General features: G+C 75.2%; 11 protein-coding genes. 2 read left to right on the top strand and 9 right to left on the bottom strand.

What is annotated here, in order from left to right; all coding sequences use genetic code 11:
- Nucleotides 1-44: 44 nt before the first annotated feature.
- Nucleotides 45-1,838: an ABC transporter ATP-binding protein gene (locus tag ACGFZ2_RS00290; RefSeq protein WP_393450173.1), complete on the bottom strand. Its 1,794-nt coding sequence runs from the start codon at nt 1,836-1,838 to the stop codon at nt 45-47.
- 78 nt (nt 1,839-1,916) lie between these two features.
- On the opposite strand from ACGFZ2_RS00290, the gene ACGFZ2_RS00285 reads away from it, so the two are divergent.
- Together ACGFZ2_RS00285 and ACGFZ2_RS00280 are read left to right on the top strand one after the other, a co-directional pair.
- Nucleotides 1,917-2,342, top strand: a complete 426-nt coding sequence (locus ACGFZ2_RS00285) for a MarR family winged helix-turn-helix transcriptional regulator (protein WP_393448534.1) — start codon at nt 1,917-1,919, stop codon at nt 2,340-2,342.
- Between the two features lie 202 nt (nt 2,343-2,544).
- A complete protein-coding gene (locus tag ACGFZ2_RS00280) occupies nt 2,545-4,329 on the top strand; it encodes an N-acetylglutaminylglutamine amidotransferase (RefSeq protein ID WP_393266476.1) in 1,785 nt (594 codons plus the stop codon).
- 83 nt (nt 4,330-4,412) lie between these two features.
- Here the strand turns inward: ACGFZ2_RS00280 and ACGFZ2_RS00275 are convergent, their stop codons facing one another.
- The 8 genes from ACGFZ2_RS00275 to ACGFZ2_RS00240 form a co-directional block, all read right to left on the bottom strand.
- A complete protein-coding gene (locus ACGFZ2_RS00275; protein ID WP_393266479.1) occupies nt 4,413-5,549 on the bottom strand; it encodes a glutamate--cysteine ligase in 1,137 nt (378 codons plus the stop codon).
- A 324-nt stretch (nt 5,550-5,873) separates the two neighbouring features.
- A complete protein-coding gene (locus ACGFZ2_RS00270) occupies nt 5,874-7,085 on the bottom strand; it encodes an RNA polymerase sigma factor (RefSeq protein WP_393266481.1) in 1,212 nt (403 codons plus the stop codon).
- 2 nt (nt 7,086-7,087) lie between these two features.
- The gene (locus tag ACGFZ2_RS00265) at nt 7,088-7,438 is read right to left on the bottom strand and encodes a YciI family protein (protein ID WP_393266484.1); all 351 of its coding nucleotides are present in this window, start codon (nt 7,436-7,438) and stop codon (nt 7,088-7,090) included.
- Nucleotides 7,439-7,628: 190 nt separating this feature from the next.
- Nucleotides 7,629-10,460: a hypothetical protein gene (locus ACGFZ2_RS00260; protein WP_393266485.1), complete on the bottom strand. Its 2,832-nt coding sequence runs from the start codon at nt 10,458-10,460 to the stop codon at nt 7,629-7,631.
- The gene (locus ACGFZ2_RS00255; protein WP_393266487.1) at nt 10,457-11,569 is read right to left on the bottom strand and encodes an AAA family ATPase; all 1,113 of its coding nucleotides are present in this window, start codon (nt 11,567-11,569) and stop codon (nt 10,457-10,459) included. Before ACGFZ2_RS00255 ends, ACGFZ2_RS00260 begins: the two co-directional genes overlap by 4 nt.
- A gap of 15 nt (nt 11,570-11,584) precedes the next feature.
- Complete coding sequence (locus tag ACGFZ2_RS00250) at nt 11,585-13,225, bottom strand: VWA domain-containing protein (RefSeq protein WP_393448531.1); 1,641 nt, start codon at nt 13,223-13,225, stop codon at nt 11,585-11,587.
- On the bottom strand, nt 13,222-14,628 hold the full coding sequence (locus tag ACGFZ2_RS00245) for a hypothetical protein (protein WP_393448528.1): 1,407 nt from the start codon (nt 14,626-14,628) through the stop codon (nt 13,222-13,224). Before ACGFZ2_RS00245 ends, ACGFZ2_RS00250 begins: the two co-directional genes overlap by 4 nt.
- Nucleotides 14,628-15,134, bottom strand: a complete 507-nt coding sequence (locus ACGFZ2_RS00240; protein ID WP_393448525.1) for a hypothetical protein — start codon at nt 15,132-15,134, stop codon at nt 14,628-14,630. The genes ACGFZ2_RS00245 and ACGFZ2_RS00240 overlap by 1 nt, the downstream gene beginning before the upstream one ends.
- Nucleotides 15,135-15,181: the final 47 nt, after the last annotated feature.

The following is a 15,181-nucleotide window of genomic DNA, read 5'->3' as shown; positions in this document are numbered from 1 at the left end:
CGGGGTCGGGTGTCGACGCACACCGCCGACGGCGGCCCCGGCCGTCAGGCGGCCAGCGTCGCGTAGCGGCCGGCGCGCTCCAGCAGGTCGTCGTGGGTGCCGGACTCGACGATACGGCCGTGGTCGAGCACGGCGATCCGGTCCGCGTCCCGCACGGTGGAGAGCCGGTGGGCGATGGTGATGGTGGTGCGGCCCCGGGCCACCTCGTCGAACGCCCGCTGCACCGCGCGTTCGGTCTCGGTGTCCAGCGCGCTGGTGGCCTCGTCGAGGATCAGGATGCGCGGGTCGCGCAGCAGCGTGCGGGCGATGGCGAGGCGCTGCTTCTCGCCGCCGGAAAAGCGGTGCCCCCGCGAGCCGACGACCGTGTCGTACCCGTCGGGCAGGCCGGCGATCAGGTCGTGGATCCGGGCGGCGCGGGCGGCGCCCTCGATCTCGGCGTCGGTGGCGTCCGGGCGGGCGTAGCGCAGGTTCTCCCGCACGGTGGTGTGCAGCAGGTAGGTCTCCTGGCTGACCACGCCGACGATCGCCGCCAGGTCCGCCAGGCGCAGGTCGCGCAGGTCGACGCCGTCGACGCTGATCCGGCCGCTCGTCGGGTCGTGCAGCCGGCTGACCAGCGCGGCCAGGGTGCTCTTGCCGGAGCCGGTCTCGCCGACCAGGGCGAGGCCGGTGCCGGCCGGCACGTCGAGGGTGATCCCGGCGACCGCGGCGGTGTCGCTGCCCGGGTAGCTGAAGGTGACGTCGGTGAACCGCAGGTCGCCCCGGACCCGGCGCGGGTCGACGTCGACCGGCTCGGCGGGGTCGTCGACCTCGACCGGCAGGTCCAGGTACTCGAAGATCCGGGCGAACAGCGCCAGCGAGGCGGTCACCGAGACGCCCACGTTGAGCAGGCCCATCAGCGGCCGGAACAGCCCGCCCTGCAACGCGGTGAAGGCGACCAGGGTGCCGATGCTGAGCGTGCCGGCGGCGCCGGGCAGGCCGGCGCTGAGGTAGATGACCGCCGGGATGGCGGCGAAGACGACGCTCATCGAGGCCATCCGCCAGCGGCCGGCGAGTTCGGAGCGCAGCTCAAGGTCGACCAGGCGGGCCGACGAGGCGGTGAAGCGCGCGGCCAGCGCCGGGCCGGTGCCGAGGGTCTTCGCCAGGTGTACGCCGCTGACCGACAGCCCCTCCTCGACGGTGACGTTGAGGTCGGCGAGTTCGCGCTGGCGTCGCGCGGTGATCTCGCGGCGCAGGTGGGCGACCCGGCGGGTCAGCCAGACGGCCGGCGGCAGCACGACGAGGGAGACCAGCGAGAGCCGCCAGGAGAGCGCGACCATCGCCGCCGCGGTGGCCACCACGGTGGTCAGGTTGGACGCGATCGAGGTGGCGGTGGAGGTGACCACGCTCTGCATGCCGCCGATGTCGTTGGTGATCCGCGACTGCACCTCGCCGGTGCGGGTGCGGGTGAAGAACGCCAGCGACTGCCGTTGCAGGTGGGTGAAGACGTCGGTGCGCAGCCGGTGCATGACCTGCTGCCCGACCCGGGTGGAGATCCAGGTCTGGAGGACGCCGAGCACCGAGGTCACCGCGGCGACCGCGACCATGCCGGCCACCAGCCAGCCGAGCAGCGCCAGGTCGCGCTCCGGCAGGGCCCGGTCGATCACGGCGCGGAGCAGGAAGGGGGAGGCCATGGCGAGCACCGAGGACACCACGATGATCGCGGTGACCGTGGCGAGCGCGCCCCGGTGCCGGGCGAACAGCCGGCCGATGCGCCGCAGCGACACCTGGCGGGCCTGTGCCTTCTCGGCGGCGCTGACCTTGCGGGGGCCGCGGTCGCGGCCGGAGGGGTGGGGTTCCAAGGGGTACTTCCTCACGTCGGGGATGCTGAGGTTACCTCAACATGAGGGAACAACAGCTCCTCCTGCTACCGTATTCCCGTGACCGGAGACACCGACGATGCCGGGGACGGCCTCGCCGAGGCGTTCTGGGCGGTGACCCGGCGGCTTCGGCACCGCACCCGGGAGGCGCTCGCGCCCTGGGACGTCACGCCCGGCCAGTCCCGGGCGCTCGGCGTGCTCATCCGGCACGGCGCGCTGCGGCCCGGCGCGCTCGCCGAGCACCTCCGCATCGCCCCGCGCTCGGCCACCGAGGTCGTCGACAACCTGGAGGCGCGCGGCCTCGTGCGACGCCGACCCGACCCCGCGGACCGGCGCGCCACCCTGGTCGCCCCGACCGAGGAGGGCACGCGGGCCGGCAAGGCCATCCACGCCGCCCGCCGGGCCGCCGCCGAGTACCTCTTCGGTGGCCTCACGCCGGCCGACCGGGCACAGCTCGCCCGCATCCTGCGTACGCTGCGCGACTGACCGGCCGCCGACGGGGCCGGCACCGCCCCGCGGGCCGGCCCGGGCCACGTGCCGGGGGTTTGGCCCGCCCGGGGTCGGGTAGCCCAGCCGCCCGTCCTGGCGACGGGACCGGGCCCCTGCGAGCGGGTGGTCCGCCACCTGCGACGCCGACGGGAGTGGTGACGGTGGGTCCGGTTCCCCCGAAAGCCGGTGACCGCTGACGATGTGCGGCATCAGTGGCGAGGCGAGGTTCGACGGGTCGACGCCCGACGCCGACGCGGTGACCCGGATGACCGAGGCGATGCGGTCCCGGGGCCCCGACGGCGAGGGCCTGTGGAACGACGGCTGGGTGACCCTCGGGCACCGCCGCCTCACCATCATCGACCTCTCCGAGGCGGGCGGCCAGCCGATGGTGCGCGAGGACCTCGGGTTGGGGCTGGTCTTCAACGGCTGCGTCTACAACTACCCGCAACTGCGCGACGAACTTCGGGAGGCCGGGCACACCTTCCACTCCACCAGCGACACCGAGGTGATCCTGGCGGCGTACGCGCAGTGGGGCGAACGCTTCGTCGACCACCTGGTCGGCATGTTCGCCGTGGTCCTCGTGGACCGGCAGCGGCGGCGGCTGGTGCTGGCCCGCGACCGGCTCGGCATCAAGCCGCTGTACCTGGCCGAGTCCCCCGGCCGGCTGCGGTTCGCCTCCACCCTGCCCGCGCTGCTGCGCGCCGGCGACGTGGACACCACGATCGACCCGGTGGCGCTGCACCACTACCTGTCCTGGCACTCGATCGTGCCGGCGCCCCGCACCGTGCTACGCGGCGTGCGCAAGCTCCCCCCGGCCACCGTACGGGTCGTGGAGGCCGACGGGCGCAGCCGCGAGCACGTCTACTGGCGGCCCGACTACGCCCGGGACCCCGCCCACGGCGGGATGGACGCGCGGGACTGGCGGGCCGCGATCGGCGGCGCGCTGCGCACGGCGGTTCGACGGCGGCTCGTCGCCGACGTCCCGGTCGGCGTGCTGCTCTCCGGCGGCCTGGACTCCAGCATGATCGTGGCGCTGCTGGCCGAGGCCGGGCAGCACCACCTCCAGACGTTCAGCATCGGCTTCGACAGCCGCGGCGGCGAGGTCGGCGACGAGTTCCACTACTCCGACCTCGTCGCCCGCGCCTTCGACACCGACCACCACCGCATCCGGCTCGCCGACGACGACCTGGTCCCGGCGGTACGCCGGACCGTCCACGCGATGACCGAGCCGATGGGCAGCCACGACGTGGTCGCCTTCCACCTGCTGTCCGAGCAGGTCGCGCGGCACGTCAAGGTGGCCCAGTCCGGGCAGGGCGCCGACGAGGTCTTCGCCGGCTACGGCTACCACCAGCCCCTCGCCCGGGTGCCCCGCGACGGCGCGGCAGACGCCTTCGCCGACGCGTTCTTCGACCGGGACCACGCCGAACTGTGCCGGGTGGTCAGCCCCGCGTACGCCTGCGACCGCGACGCCAGCCGCGAACTGCTCGCCGCCGACCTGGCGGCGAGCGGGGCGGACACCGCGCTGGACGCCGTGCTGCGCCTGGACACCCACCTGATGCTCCCCGACGACCCGGTGAAGCGGGTGGACAGCATGAGCATGGCGTGGGGGCTGGAGGTGCGCACGCCCTTCCTCGACCAGGATCTGGTCGCCCTCGCGGCGGCCTGCCCGCCCGAGCACAAGGTGGCCGGCGGCGGCAAGGGCGTGCTGAAGGAGATCGCCCGGGAGGTGCTGCCGGCCGAGGTGGTCGACCGGCCGAAGGGCTACTTCCCCGTGCCGGCGCTGCGCAACGTCGACGGCCCCGTGCGGCAGCTCGTCACCGAGGCCCTCGCCGCCCCCGCCGCCAGGGAGCGCGGCCTGTTCCGCCGTGAGTACCTCGACGAGCTGCTCGCGGTGCCGGACCGGGCGCAGGCCGCCGCCGGCAGCAACAAGCTGTGGCAGCTCGGCCTGCTGGAGCTGTGGCTCCAGTCCCACGACATCCGCTGACCGGCACGGCCCCGGCCCGCCTCGGCCCACACCCTGCGCCGCCGGTGCCGCGTGGCGGGGGCGGCACCCGGGGTCGGGCGGCTTCAGCAGGCGAGGGTCTCGGCGGCCAGGTGGTCCAGGACGGCCCGTACGTCGTTGCCGGTGCGGGCCATCACCCGGCGCTGCCGAGTGGCGCCGTTGCCGTCCCGGCGCACCCGGGCCACCTGGTCGCGTACGTGGTCGAGGTCGCCGTGGCGCGCCAGGGCGGGCGCGACGGTGGCGACGAGTTCGTCGACCAGGTCCCAGGCGGGGCGGGCGTCGCCGGAGCGCAGGTCGATCAGGTCGCCCTCCAGTCCGTCGTGGGCGGCCCGCCAGTGCGCGGCGGAGACCAGGCAGTCCCGGATCCGGGGGGCGGGAACACCGGCGCGGACGTCGTCGGCCAGCGTCGCGACGAGCGCCCGGACCAGGCCGGCGACGAGCACCGTGTCGTCCACGCCCGGGCAGACGTCGCCCACCCGGATCTCGACCGTGGGGTACGCGGTGGAGGGGCGGGCGTACCAGTAGACCATCGCGGCGTCGAGCATGATCCCGGCGCGGATCAGGTCGTCCACGGTCGCGTCGTAGTCGGCGGCCGACTCGAAGTGCGGGGTCGGCCCGATGCTGGGCCAGCGTTCCAGCTGCATCGAGCGCCAGCTGGCGTGCCCGGTGTCGCGGCCGTCGTGCAGCGGCGAGTTGGCGGTGACCGCCTGCACCACCGGCAGCCACGGGCGCAGGTGGTTGCACACCTGGACGGCCAGTTCGCGGTCGGGCAGCCCGACGTGGACGTGGCAACCGCAGACCGCCGGATCGTGCGCGACCGGGCCGAAGCGGCGGGACATGGCGTGGTAGCGAGGTTTGTCCGGTACCGTCCGGTGCGGCTCGTGCACGGGGGTGGCACCGACCGCGACGAGCCGGGCCCCGGCGGCACGGGCCGCGTCGGCGGCCGAACGGCGCAGCGCCACCAGGTGGGCGCGCAGCTCGGTCAGGTCGGCGGTGACCGGCGTGACCATCTCCACCATGCTGTGCCGGAACTCCTGGCGGCTCTGGTCCCGGGCCGTCCCGGACAGGGCGGCGAGCACCCGGTCGGCGACCGGAAGACTCTCCCCCGTCCGGGGATCGAGCAGCAGGTACTCCTCCTCGACCCCGAGGGTGAGGGCGGCCAGGTCGGGCACCGCGGTGGTGACTGCCGGGCGGTACGTCATGGGCCGTCGAGCGTCCGTTCGTCGGGCGGCGCGCCGGGGCGCCGCGCTGCCGGGAGACCCGCGTTCCCGGCCCCGGGAGCGAGCAAACGCCGGGCACCGCCGCCCGGCCGTCCGGCGGTGCCCGGGGACCGCCGGCGGCCCGCTGCACGCTCCGGCGGCCCCGCAGCGCTGTCCCGGCGGCCCGCAGCACGGCCCGGCGGCCGGGCGGCCCCGCAGCGCTGTCCCGGCGGCCCGCAGCACGGCCCGGCGGCCCGGCGGCCCCGCAGCGCAGCCCCGGCCGCCCGCAGCGCGCTGGCGAGCCGGGGCGACCGCCGTCGGGCGGCGCTATACGCCGGATCGTGCCGCGACCGCCCGCGCGGCCAGGAAGGCGCGTTCGGCCGCGTTGTCCGTCCGCTCCGCAGCCGTCCGGTACGCCTCGGCCGCCTCCCCCGCCCGGCCCAGCCGGCGCAACAGGTCGGCCCGGACGGCGTGGAACGCGTGGTAGCCGGCCAGGTCGAGGCGGTCGACGGCGGCCAGCGCCACCGCCGGCCCGGCCACCTCGGCCAGCGCGACGGCCCGGTTCAGCGCCACCACCGGCCCGGGGGCACACGCGGTGAGCTGGTCGTACAGCATGAGGATCTGGGCCCAGTCGGTGCCGGCGGCGCTGGGCGCGTCGCTGTGCACGGCGGCGATCGCGGCCTGGATCTGGTACGGACCGGGCCGGTCGCGGCGCAGGCACCGGCGGACCAGGGCCTGCCCCTCCGCGACGAGCCCGGCGTCCCACCGGCGGCGGTCCTGCTCGCCCAGCGGGACCAGCACGCCGTCGGCGGTGGTGCGGGCGGGGCGGCGCGCCTCGGTGAGCAGCATCAGCGCCAGCAGCCCCAGCGCCTCCGGCTCGTCCGGCATCAACTCCACCAGCAGCCGGCCCAGCCGGATCGCCTCGGCGCACAGGTCGTCGCGGACCAGCCGGTCGCCGGAGCTGGCGGTGTGCCCCTCGGTGAAGATCAGGTAGAGCACGGCCAGCACGGCGGAGAGCCGGTCCGGCAGGTCGGCGTCCCCCGGCACCCGGTACGGGATGCGGGCGTCGCGGATCTTGGCCTTGGCCCGGACGATCCGCTGGGCCATCGTCGCCTCCGGAACCAGGAAGGCCCGGGCGATCTCGGCGGTGCCCATCCCGCCGAGCAGCCGCAGGGTCAGCGCGACCCGGGCCGCCTGGCCCAACGCCGGGTGGCAGCAGGTGAAGATCAGGCGGAGCCGGTCGTCGCGCACGGGTCCCTCCCCGGCCGGCACGTCGCGGGTGTGCAGCAGGACGGCCTGGGCGTGCCGGTCGGCCCGCGACGCCTCCCGCCGCAGCCGGTCGATCGCCCGGTTCCGGGCGGTCGTGATGATCCAGCCGGCCGGGCTGGGCGGCGGCCCCGTCTCGGGCCACCGCGCCACCGCCACCGTGAATGCCTCCTGCACCGCCTCCTCGGCGAGGTCGAGGTCGCCGAGGAGGCGGACCAGGACGGCGACCGCACGGCCGTACTCCGCGCGGAACGCCGCCTCCACGTCCGACACGCTCAGTCCTCGCCCTGGAAGGGGCGCACCTCGATCGGCAGGGTGGTGGCCAGCGCGTACCGGCGGCCCCACGCCAGCGCGGCGTCCAGGTCGGGCGCCCGGATGACGGTGAAGCCGCCGAGGTACTCCTTGCCCTCGGCGAACGGCCCGTCGGTGACCAGCACGTCGCCGTCGGACGGCCGCAGCACGGTCGCCGTGTCCGGCGCGTGCAGCCCCTGGCCGAAGACCCAGCACCCGGACGCCTCCAGCTCCTCGCGGATCGCGCCCAGCTCGCGCATCACCCCGGCCAGGAACTCCGGGGCCACCAGTTCCTCGCCGCCGGGCTGGTAGATGCTGAGCAGGTACTGCTTCATGGCTTCTCCTCGTGTCGACGGCCGGCGCCACCGCCGGCCTCTCATCCTCCACACGAACGAGGCGAGCCCGGATCGACAACCCGCGCGCGAGATCCGGCGACCGGACCAGCTCGCCGACGCTGGTCCGCGCCCGCGGGCCGACGAGCGCCATCGGCCCGCCGTGCGGGTCGGACGTCCCGCCGGCCCGCCGTCAGCCCGGCTCGCCCGTCAGCAACGCGGCCACGGCGTCGGCGGCCGCCGGATGCGTGGCCAGCAGGGCGGTCAGCCCCGGCGGGGTGGCGGGCGTGGCGGCAGCCTCCTCGCGCCACCCGCCGTCGCAGCCGAGCAGGGCGGCGACGGCGTCGACGGCCTGCGGGTGGCCGGACAGCAGGGTGGCCACCGGGCCGGACGCGACGGCGGGGACCGCCGGCGCCGGCGGGGACGCCGACGCCGACCACGGCGGCACCCAGGCGTCCAGCGCAGGCAGCGACGCGGGGAAGGTACGGCCCGCCTCCCGCACCAGCAGCGGCACCAGTTCCGGGCCGTGGTCGCGCAGGGTGGTGATCAGCGTGGGCAGCCAGGGCAGCAGGACCGGATCGGGCAGCCGGGCAAACGCGGACGACATCACCTCCACGACGAACGGGGCGAGCCCCGGCACCGACTCCAGGGCCTGCACGAAGCCGCTGAGGTACTGCGGGAAGGCGGGCACCACCAGCGGGTTGCCGAGCAGGTCGGCGCACCGCCGGCGCAGCTCGGCCAGGGACAGCAGGCCGAGCTGGTGCCGGGCGACCCAGAGCAGCGCGACCTTGGCCGGCGCCTCCGGGTGGGACTGCGCGACGGCGAGTTCGAGCTGGGACCGGTCGCAGCCCAGGGAAAGCGCCAGGCTCTCCATGCCGAACAGGAAGCCGAGCATGGCGCCGACCTGCCGGACCCCGCTCCCCTCGTCGACGAACGCCGTGGGCAGCAGCGTGCAGTAGTGGGCGTACCCGGTGGTCACGAACGCCTCGCACCAGGCCGGCAGCGGCCCGGTGGCGCGATGGTGGGCCAGCAGCCGCCGGATCCGGCGCAGCACCTCGGGGGCGTCGTCGACGGTGCGTTCGGCGGCGAGCAGTTCCACCGCCCGGTTGCCCAGCTCGTCGACCAGGCGCGGGCTGTCGAGCAGTCGTACGGCGTCCTCGACGGCCTCCAGCGCGACCGAGGCCGTGGCGTCCGGGCCCCGGACGGCGCGCCGCAGCCGCTGCTCCAGCACCTGCTCGACGGTGACGCCCTCGTAGCCCAGCTCGATCAGCGCCCGCTGGTGGCGGCCGAGGGCCAGGTCCCAGCTCTCCTGGATCGAGCGGTGCCCCAACCGGCGCTCGCCCATGATGGGTCGTACCGCGTCGGGGGGCAGCAGGTGTCGCAGCCGCCAGAGCAGGTCGGAGCAGGGCGCCAGCCCGGGGTCGGCGTGCAGGTCCAGCAGCGCCCGCTGGACCGGGCGCTTCTCCAGGTCCAGCCCGAGCGGGGCGAGCCGGTCGTGGACGTCGCGGGCGAGCGGCGGAAGGGCCTCGTAGCCCACCTGGCCGATCCGGTCGCCGCCGAACAGGATCTCGCAGAGCCGGCGGACGTCCCGGCGCCCCGGGACGACGTCCTTCTCGATGCAGGTGACCGCCGCGTCGGCGAAGTCGTACGGCGTGGGGCGGGCCCGGTTGCGCAGGCCGGCGAGGAGGATCGAGGTCTCGAAGACGGCGATGGCGTCGGCGGTGCTGGCCAGGTAGCCGTTGCGCCGGGCCAGCCGGACGATGTCGACGCACCAGCCCCGCAGCTCCGCCTCGTCGAGGCCCTGCACCGCCGGTGGCCGCCCGAGGTAGCCGGAGAGCCGGTCGGCGACCGGGGCGGCGGGCACCGGGACCGGTGCGGCGCGGCGGCGCCCGGCGCGGGTGCGGGTGCCGCGCTGCCCCTCCAGTTGGAACGGCGACAGCCCGGACCGGGCGACCGCCTTCGTCCAGGTCGCCGCGGCGATCGACACCGACCCGGCCGCGAGCCCGAACTGCGCCTCGATGGCGGAGTGGCTGGAGGGGATCAAGCCGTAGTGCCACCGGGTGCCGGTACGTGGGCTGATCTCGAACGGGACGTCGGAACGCAGGCCGAACTGCTCGACCCGGCTGGCGGCGTGGAACGCCCCGCAGACGTGCAGGCACTCCGCCGGATCCGCACCCGAACTGGCCAGGTGCTCCCGGATCCGGGTCCACATGTGGCGTTCCCGGTCCTCGTCGCGGTCGCGCCGGTCCGCCCCGGCCGGGCGCAGCCGCCGGAACAGGCTGCCGATCAGCAGCATCACCTGCCGGTAGGTGTCGTGGTCGGCGTCGGCGAGCGGCTGCTCGACGTACTGGTCCCACCACTCCGACCAGTGCCGCACCTTGCCGTGGTGCAGCAGGTACGCCTCGAGTTCCGCGAAGCGGGGCCGCAGGTCCCCGATCTCGACCCCGACGGCGTCCCCGTGCAGGGCCGCCTCCTCCTCCGCCGGCGCGGTCGGCTCGACGTCCCCGCCCGCCGGGGCATCGTCGGCGGTGCCGGGTGGGCGGGGCAGCCACTGGAAGACGTGGTCGGTGGAGCGGTCCACCAGGACCAGCTCGACCCCGGGCGTCTCCAGCGCGTACGCGATGGCCTGGTATTCGGCGCTGGCCTCGGTGATCGGCGCGACCACGCTGAGCGGCCCCCAGTCGGCCGGGAAGCCCTCCAGCTCGGAGGCGAACGCCTGCACCGCCACCGGGAGGCGGCAGTTGCGCAGCTCGCCCAGCAGCGGCTGGAGGTCCTCGCAGAGCTCCAGGTAGATCACCTTCGGCTGCTTGGCGCGCAGCCGCCGGACCATGGCCAGCGCGGACGCCGGCGAGTGGTGGCAGACCGGGAAGATCTCCAGTTCCTCGCCGAGGGCACGGTCGACGTCGTCGACCATGCCGGCGAGGATGTCGGCGACGGCGCCCGGACTGTCGGCGAAGGCGGTGGCGGCGGCGGTGAGCTGCTGGCGCAGCTCACCGAACGGCCCGGCCTCGGTGGGCGCGGTCACGACAGGGAGGCGATGGCCTGGCGGCCGCCGTCGAGGAAGCCCTCCCAGGGGCCGCCGTCCTGCTTGGCGCGCGGTTCCACCACCCCGTGCAGGTACTTGTTGAGGATCGCCAGGTCCTCCGGGCTGCGCCGGGCCAGGGAGCCGACCAGCGACCCGGCCAGCGTCGCGGCGCGCAGGGTGCGGTCGCCGAAGAACTGGCTGTGCAGGATGGCGTCCTCCAGGACGCCGATCTGCTCGGCGGTGGACAGCGCCGACTCCAGCTTCTCGTCGTCGCTGGTCGCCGAGGAGGCCGCGGCACGCAGGTCGGCGAAGCTCTGCAACAGGATGTCCAGCAGGGTGGGCGGCACGTCGAGCGTGATCTGGTGCCGGCGCAGCAGCTCCTCGGTGCGGAAGCGGACGATCTCCGCCTCGCTGCGCTTGTTGGTCACCACGGGGATCCGGACGAAGTTGAACCGCCGCTTGAGCGCGGACGAGAGGTCGTTCACGCCCCGGTCCCGGCTGTTCGCGGTGGCGATGATCGAGAAGCCGGGCTTGGCGAAGACGATGTTGTCGCGGTCCAGCTCCGGAATGGAGACGTACTTCTCCGACAGGATCGAGATCAGCGCGTCCTGCACGTCGCTGGTGGAGCGGGTCAACTCCTCGAACCGGCCGACCACGCCCTGCTCCATCGCCGTCATGATCGGCGACGGGATCATCGACTCCCGGGACTGCCCCCTGGCGATCACCATCGACACGTTCCACGAGTACTTGATGTGGTCCTCGGTGGTGCCGGCGGTGCCCTGCACCACCAGGGTCGAGTTGCGGCAGACCGCGGCGGCCAGCAGCTCGGCGAGCCAGCTCTTGCCGGTGCCCGGGTCGCCGATCAGCAGCAGGCCCCGGTCCGACGCCAGGGTCACGATGCTCCGTTCGACGAACGTACGGTCGCCGAACCACTTCTGCGGGATCTCCCGGTCGAGCCCGTCGGCCCGCTCCGAGCCGAGGACGAACAGTCGGACCATCCGCGGGCTCAGCCGCCACGAGAACGGCTTCGGGTCGGTGTCGACCGACTCCAGGTAGTCGAGTTCCTCGGCGTACTTGACCTCGGCGGGGGCACGCAGCATCTCGGACATGAGGGGTTCGTTCTCCTAGGTGAGGAAGCTCTTGAGCTCGAAGACGAGTTTGCGGATGTGGCCGGAGATCACCGGCGTGCCCAGGTCCTTGAAGCGTTGCCGGAACCAGGGGTTGACGCTCTGCTGGCCCGAGCTGTTGACCGAGCCGACCGGGATGAACCGCACCCCGGAGCGGTGCACCGCCTCGATGCCGTCGAACAGCGGCTGGGAGCGGTTGAACTCGTAGAAGTCCGAGATCCACACCATGACCGTGTTCCTCGGCTCGACGATCTTGGGGCGGGCCAGCGCCATCGCGACCGGGCCGTCGTTGCCGCCGCCCAGGTTGGTGCGCAGCAGCACCTCGAACGGGTCGTGCACCCACGGCGTCAGGTCCAGCGCCCGCGTGTCGTACGCGATCAGGTGCACGTCCACCTTGGGCAGCCCGGCGAAGATCGAGGCGAGGATGGTGCAGTTGACCATCGAGTCGACCATAGAGCCCGACTGGTCCACCACCACGATCAGCCGGGCTGGCGTGACCCGGCGGGCCGTCTGCCGGTAGTAGAGCTTGTCGACGTAGAGGCGCTCGTCCTCCGGGCTCCAGTTGGTCAGGTTCTGCCAGATGGTGCGGTCGAGGTCGAGGTTGCGGTACACCCGCTTCGGCGGCACGGACCGGTCGACGACGCCGACGCTGGTCTGCGCGACCTGGGTACGCAGCACCTCCGCGACCTCGTCGACGAAGCGGCGGATGAGCGCCTTGGCGTTGGCCAAAGCCACGCCGGAGAGGTTGGCCTTGTCCCGCAGGAGCTGCTCGATCAGCGACATGCTCGGCGTCAGCCGGCTGGCCAGCGCCGGGTCGGCCAGCACCTCCCGCAGGTGCATCCGGCGGACCAGGTCGCCCTCCAGGCCGGCGAGCACCCCGCCGAGGCCGTCGGTGCCGCCCTGCCGGCGCAGCCCCCCGGGCTCCAGGCCGAGCGCCTGCTCGAACCAGCCCGCGTCGGACTGCCACCGGGCCAGTTGACCGGCGTCGACCGCCCCGTGGCCGGTGGCGAACACGTTGAGCAGCAGCTTCGACACCAGCGCGGCGCGGCGCACCTCCGCGGCGCCCGGCCCGGTCGCCGGCCCGTCACCGCCCGATCCCGCACCGCCCGACCCGGCGTCGGCGCCGGACCCGAGGTCGACACCCGATCCGCTGTCGACGCCCGACCCGGTATCGGCGCCGGACCCGAGGTCGACACCCGATCCGCTGTCGACGCCCGACCCGGTATCGGCGCCGGACCCGAGGTCGACGCCCGACCCGGTGCCCGTCGTGGCGCTCGATCCGGTGCCCGTTGTGGCGCTCGATCCGGTGTCGGCGCCGGCCCCGGCGTCCGTGGTGGCGGCGGGGTCGGGCGGGGTGGGCCCACCGCCCGGCGGCGCGCCCGCGCCCGCGTCCTGCTCCGGTTGGAGCAGGCCGCGCAGCTCGGCGGCGAGGGCCGGGAAGCGCTGGACGACGGTGTCCACCGACACCGCCGGGTCCAGCAGGGCGGCCGGCAGGCCGAGGTCGTCGACGACCGCCATGCTGGCCGACTCCAGGGCGGGCTGCTCGTCGGGGTCGAAGAGCCGGGCGAGCAGGCGCCAGTAGAGCACCTGGCGCCGGTTGGCGTCGGCGTGGTCCGCGGGGGCGAGGGAGTCGGTCATCGGCGCAGCAACCGTCCCGCGCGCTCGCGCAGCACCGCCACGGCGTCGCCCGCCTTGGCGTCGGCCTTGGCGGCCTTCGGGTCGGTGACTCCGCATGCCCAGTCGCCGGCGTGCGCGCCGACCGGCTTGCGCTTGACGGTGGCCTGCACCGCCAGCGGCTGGAGCAGCCACCGGCCGTCGTCCCACCGGACCAGGCCGAGGCACGCCGACGAGGCCGCGACCAGGTCGGGCGTGAGCGGGCCGCAGGAGGGCAGCCGGTCGACCGCGGCGGCGAGCGGGTGGCCGTCGAGCTCGACGGTGAGCGCGCCGTCGTCGTCGCGCACGGTGTAGCCCTCCAGCAGGACGGGCTCGGCGATCCCGACCGGGTGCCGGTCCAGCGGCGCCGGCGCCGCCGCGACCGCCGCCGGCAGCAGGACCCGCGCGGTGGCGAACGGGTCGGCTGCCTCGCCGGGTCGCGCCCGGTCGTCACGCCAGATCAGATCGGCGCCGCGCAGCGGAAGGCCGCTGACCGTCAGGCCCCGTCGTTCGGCCAGCGCGGCCAACAGCACGGGGTGGGCGTCCAGCAGGCGCCACAGCGCCGGCCCGACGATCGTCTCCACCTTGACCGCCCCGACGGCGGCGCGGACCAGGCGGGGCGTCCCACCATCGGCCGGCTCGAGGATGCCGTGCACCTGTGCCTGCACGGCGGTGTCGTGCTCGTGCACGTCGACACCGAGCACGAGGAGCCGCCCGGACACCTCCTCGACGGCCGGCGGGGCGGCCACGGCCGCCGCGTCCTGGGCGAGCAGCAGGCCCCGCGCCCACAGGTCGGCCCAGCGCCGGACCGGCGGATGCGCCATCGTGGCGACCGGCGCGCAGGCCCGCAGCTCGGCGGCCAGGCCGTCGAGCAGCACCGCCAGCCGACGCAGGCCCGGCTCGGCGAGCGCGGCCTCGATCGGCGTCGCGGCCGCGGCGACGAGCTCGTGGTCGACGCCGCCCCACCCCACGAGCGCCAGCTCGTGCAGCCACGCGCGGACGCCGGCGAGCGGCGGCGGCGCGTCCGCAGCGGGCCCGGGCGGGCCCGGCGCCCAGGGGGCGCGCGCCCGGCCCAGGGCGGTGTCGAGCTGCCCGAGCAGCGCGTCGTGGGCCGCGCCGAGCAGCGCGCACCGGGCACCGGCGAGGGCGACGAGATGGTCCTCGGTCACCGAACCGGCGGTCACCTTGCCGACCGCCTCGGCCACCAGGTCGCCGAGCGGGGTGGGGGCGAGCGCTCCGGCCAGCGCGGCCAGCGCCGCCGCGTCCTCCTCGTCGACCCGGGCGAACCCGCGAACCAGGGCGCCGTCGAGACCGGCGACGAGGTCGAGGGCGTCGGTCAGACCGGTCGGTGCGCCGTCGCGCAGGACGGCGAGCTGCGTGCCGAGCATCAGCGGCCCGCCCCGGTGGCCGGGAACCAGTGCAGCTCGGGCAGGGATGCCGTGCTGCCGGGGAGTTCCAGATAGGACAGGTGGCGCAGGAAGCGGCTGAACACGACCGCGGCGGGCGTCGGCTCGTGCCGCGCGTCCAGGGCGGCGATCAGGTCCGCTCCGCTGCTCGCCCCGTCGCCGACCTCGACCCGCAGGTAGCGGGCGACCCGGTCGACGCCGTACTGGAGGACGGCCTCGTCCACGAGGGCGTGCAGGTGCTTGCACAGGGCACCGCGCAGCCCGCCACAGGGGCGGTTGTTGTTGGTGCTGCAGTGGTAGGCGTGGGTGCCGGCCCCGATCGAGGACACGTAGACCCGCTCGACGTCCGACCCGGAGGACACCACGCCCTGCAACCGCCCGTCGGCCAGCTCCACGAAGGGCACCTTGGCCAGCTTGCGGGGCCGTGCGGGCGGCACCACCCGCACGGTGCTGCGCCGTCTCCACGCGGCCAGTTCCGCGTCCGCCACTGTCCGAACCTCCCGTCCGCCGCCGCGCGGCGCCGCCGTGACCACGC

The organism is Micromonospora sp. NPDC048063 (assembly GCF_043202855.1).
Lineage (GTDB): Bacteria > Actinomycetota > Actinomycetes > Mycobacteriales > Micromonosporaceae > Micromonospora.
The sequence above is the reverse complement of the archived record's forward strand: the minus strand, read 5'-3'. Positions and strand labels throughout refer to the sequence as shown.

Bases quoted from the DNA above. Each gene is read 5' to 3' on its own strand.
- ACGFZ2_RS00275 (WP_393266479.1), bottom strand. From the start codon at position 5,549: ATGACGTACCGCCCGGCAGTCACCACCGCGGTGCCCGACCTGGCCGCC.
- ACGFZ2_RS00265 (WP_393266484.1), bottom strand. From the start codon at position 7,438: ATGAAGCAGTACCTGCTCAGCATCTACCAGCCCGGCGGCGAGGAACTG.
- ACGFZ2_RS00255 (WP_393266487.1), bottom strand. From the start codon at position 11,569: ATGTCCGAGATGCTGCGTGCCCCCGCCGAGGTCAAGTACGCCGAGGAA.
- ACGFZ2_RS00250 (WP_393448531.1), bottom strand. From the start codon at position 13,225: ATGACCGACTCCCTCGCCCCCGCGGACCACGCCGACGCCAACCGGCGC.
- ACGFZ2_RS00245 (WP_393448528.1), bottom strand. From the start codon at position 14,628: ATGCTCGGCACGCAGCTCGCCGTCCTGCGCGACGGCGCACCGACCGGT.
- ACGFZ2_RS00280 (WP_393266476.1), top strand. From the start codon at position 2,545: ATGTGCGGCATCAGTGGCGAGGCGAGGTTCGACGGGTCGACGCCCGAC.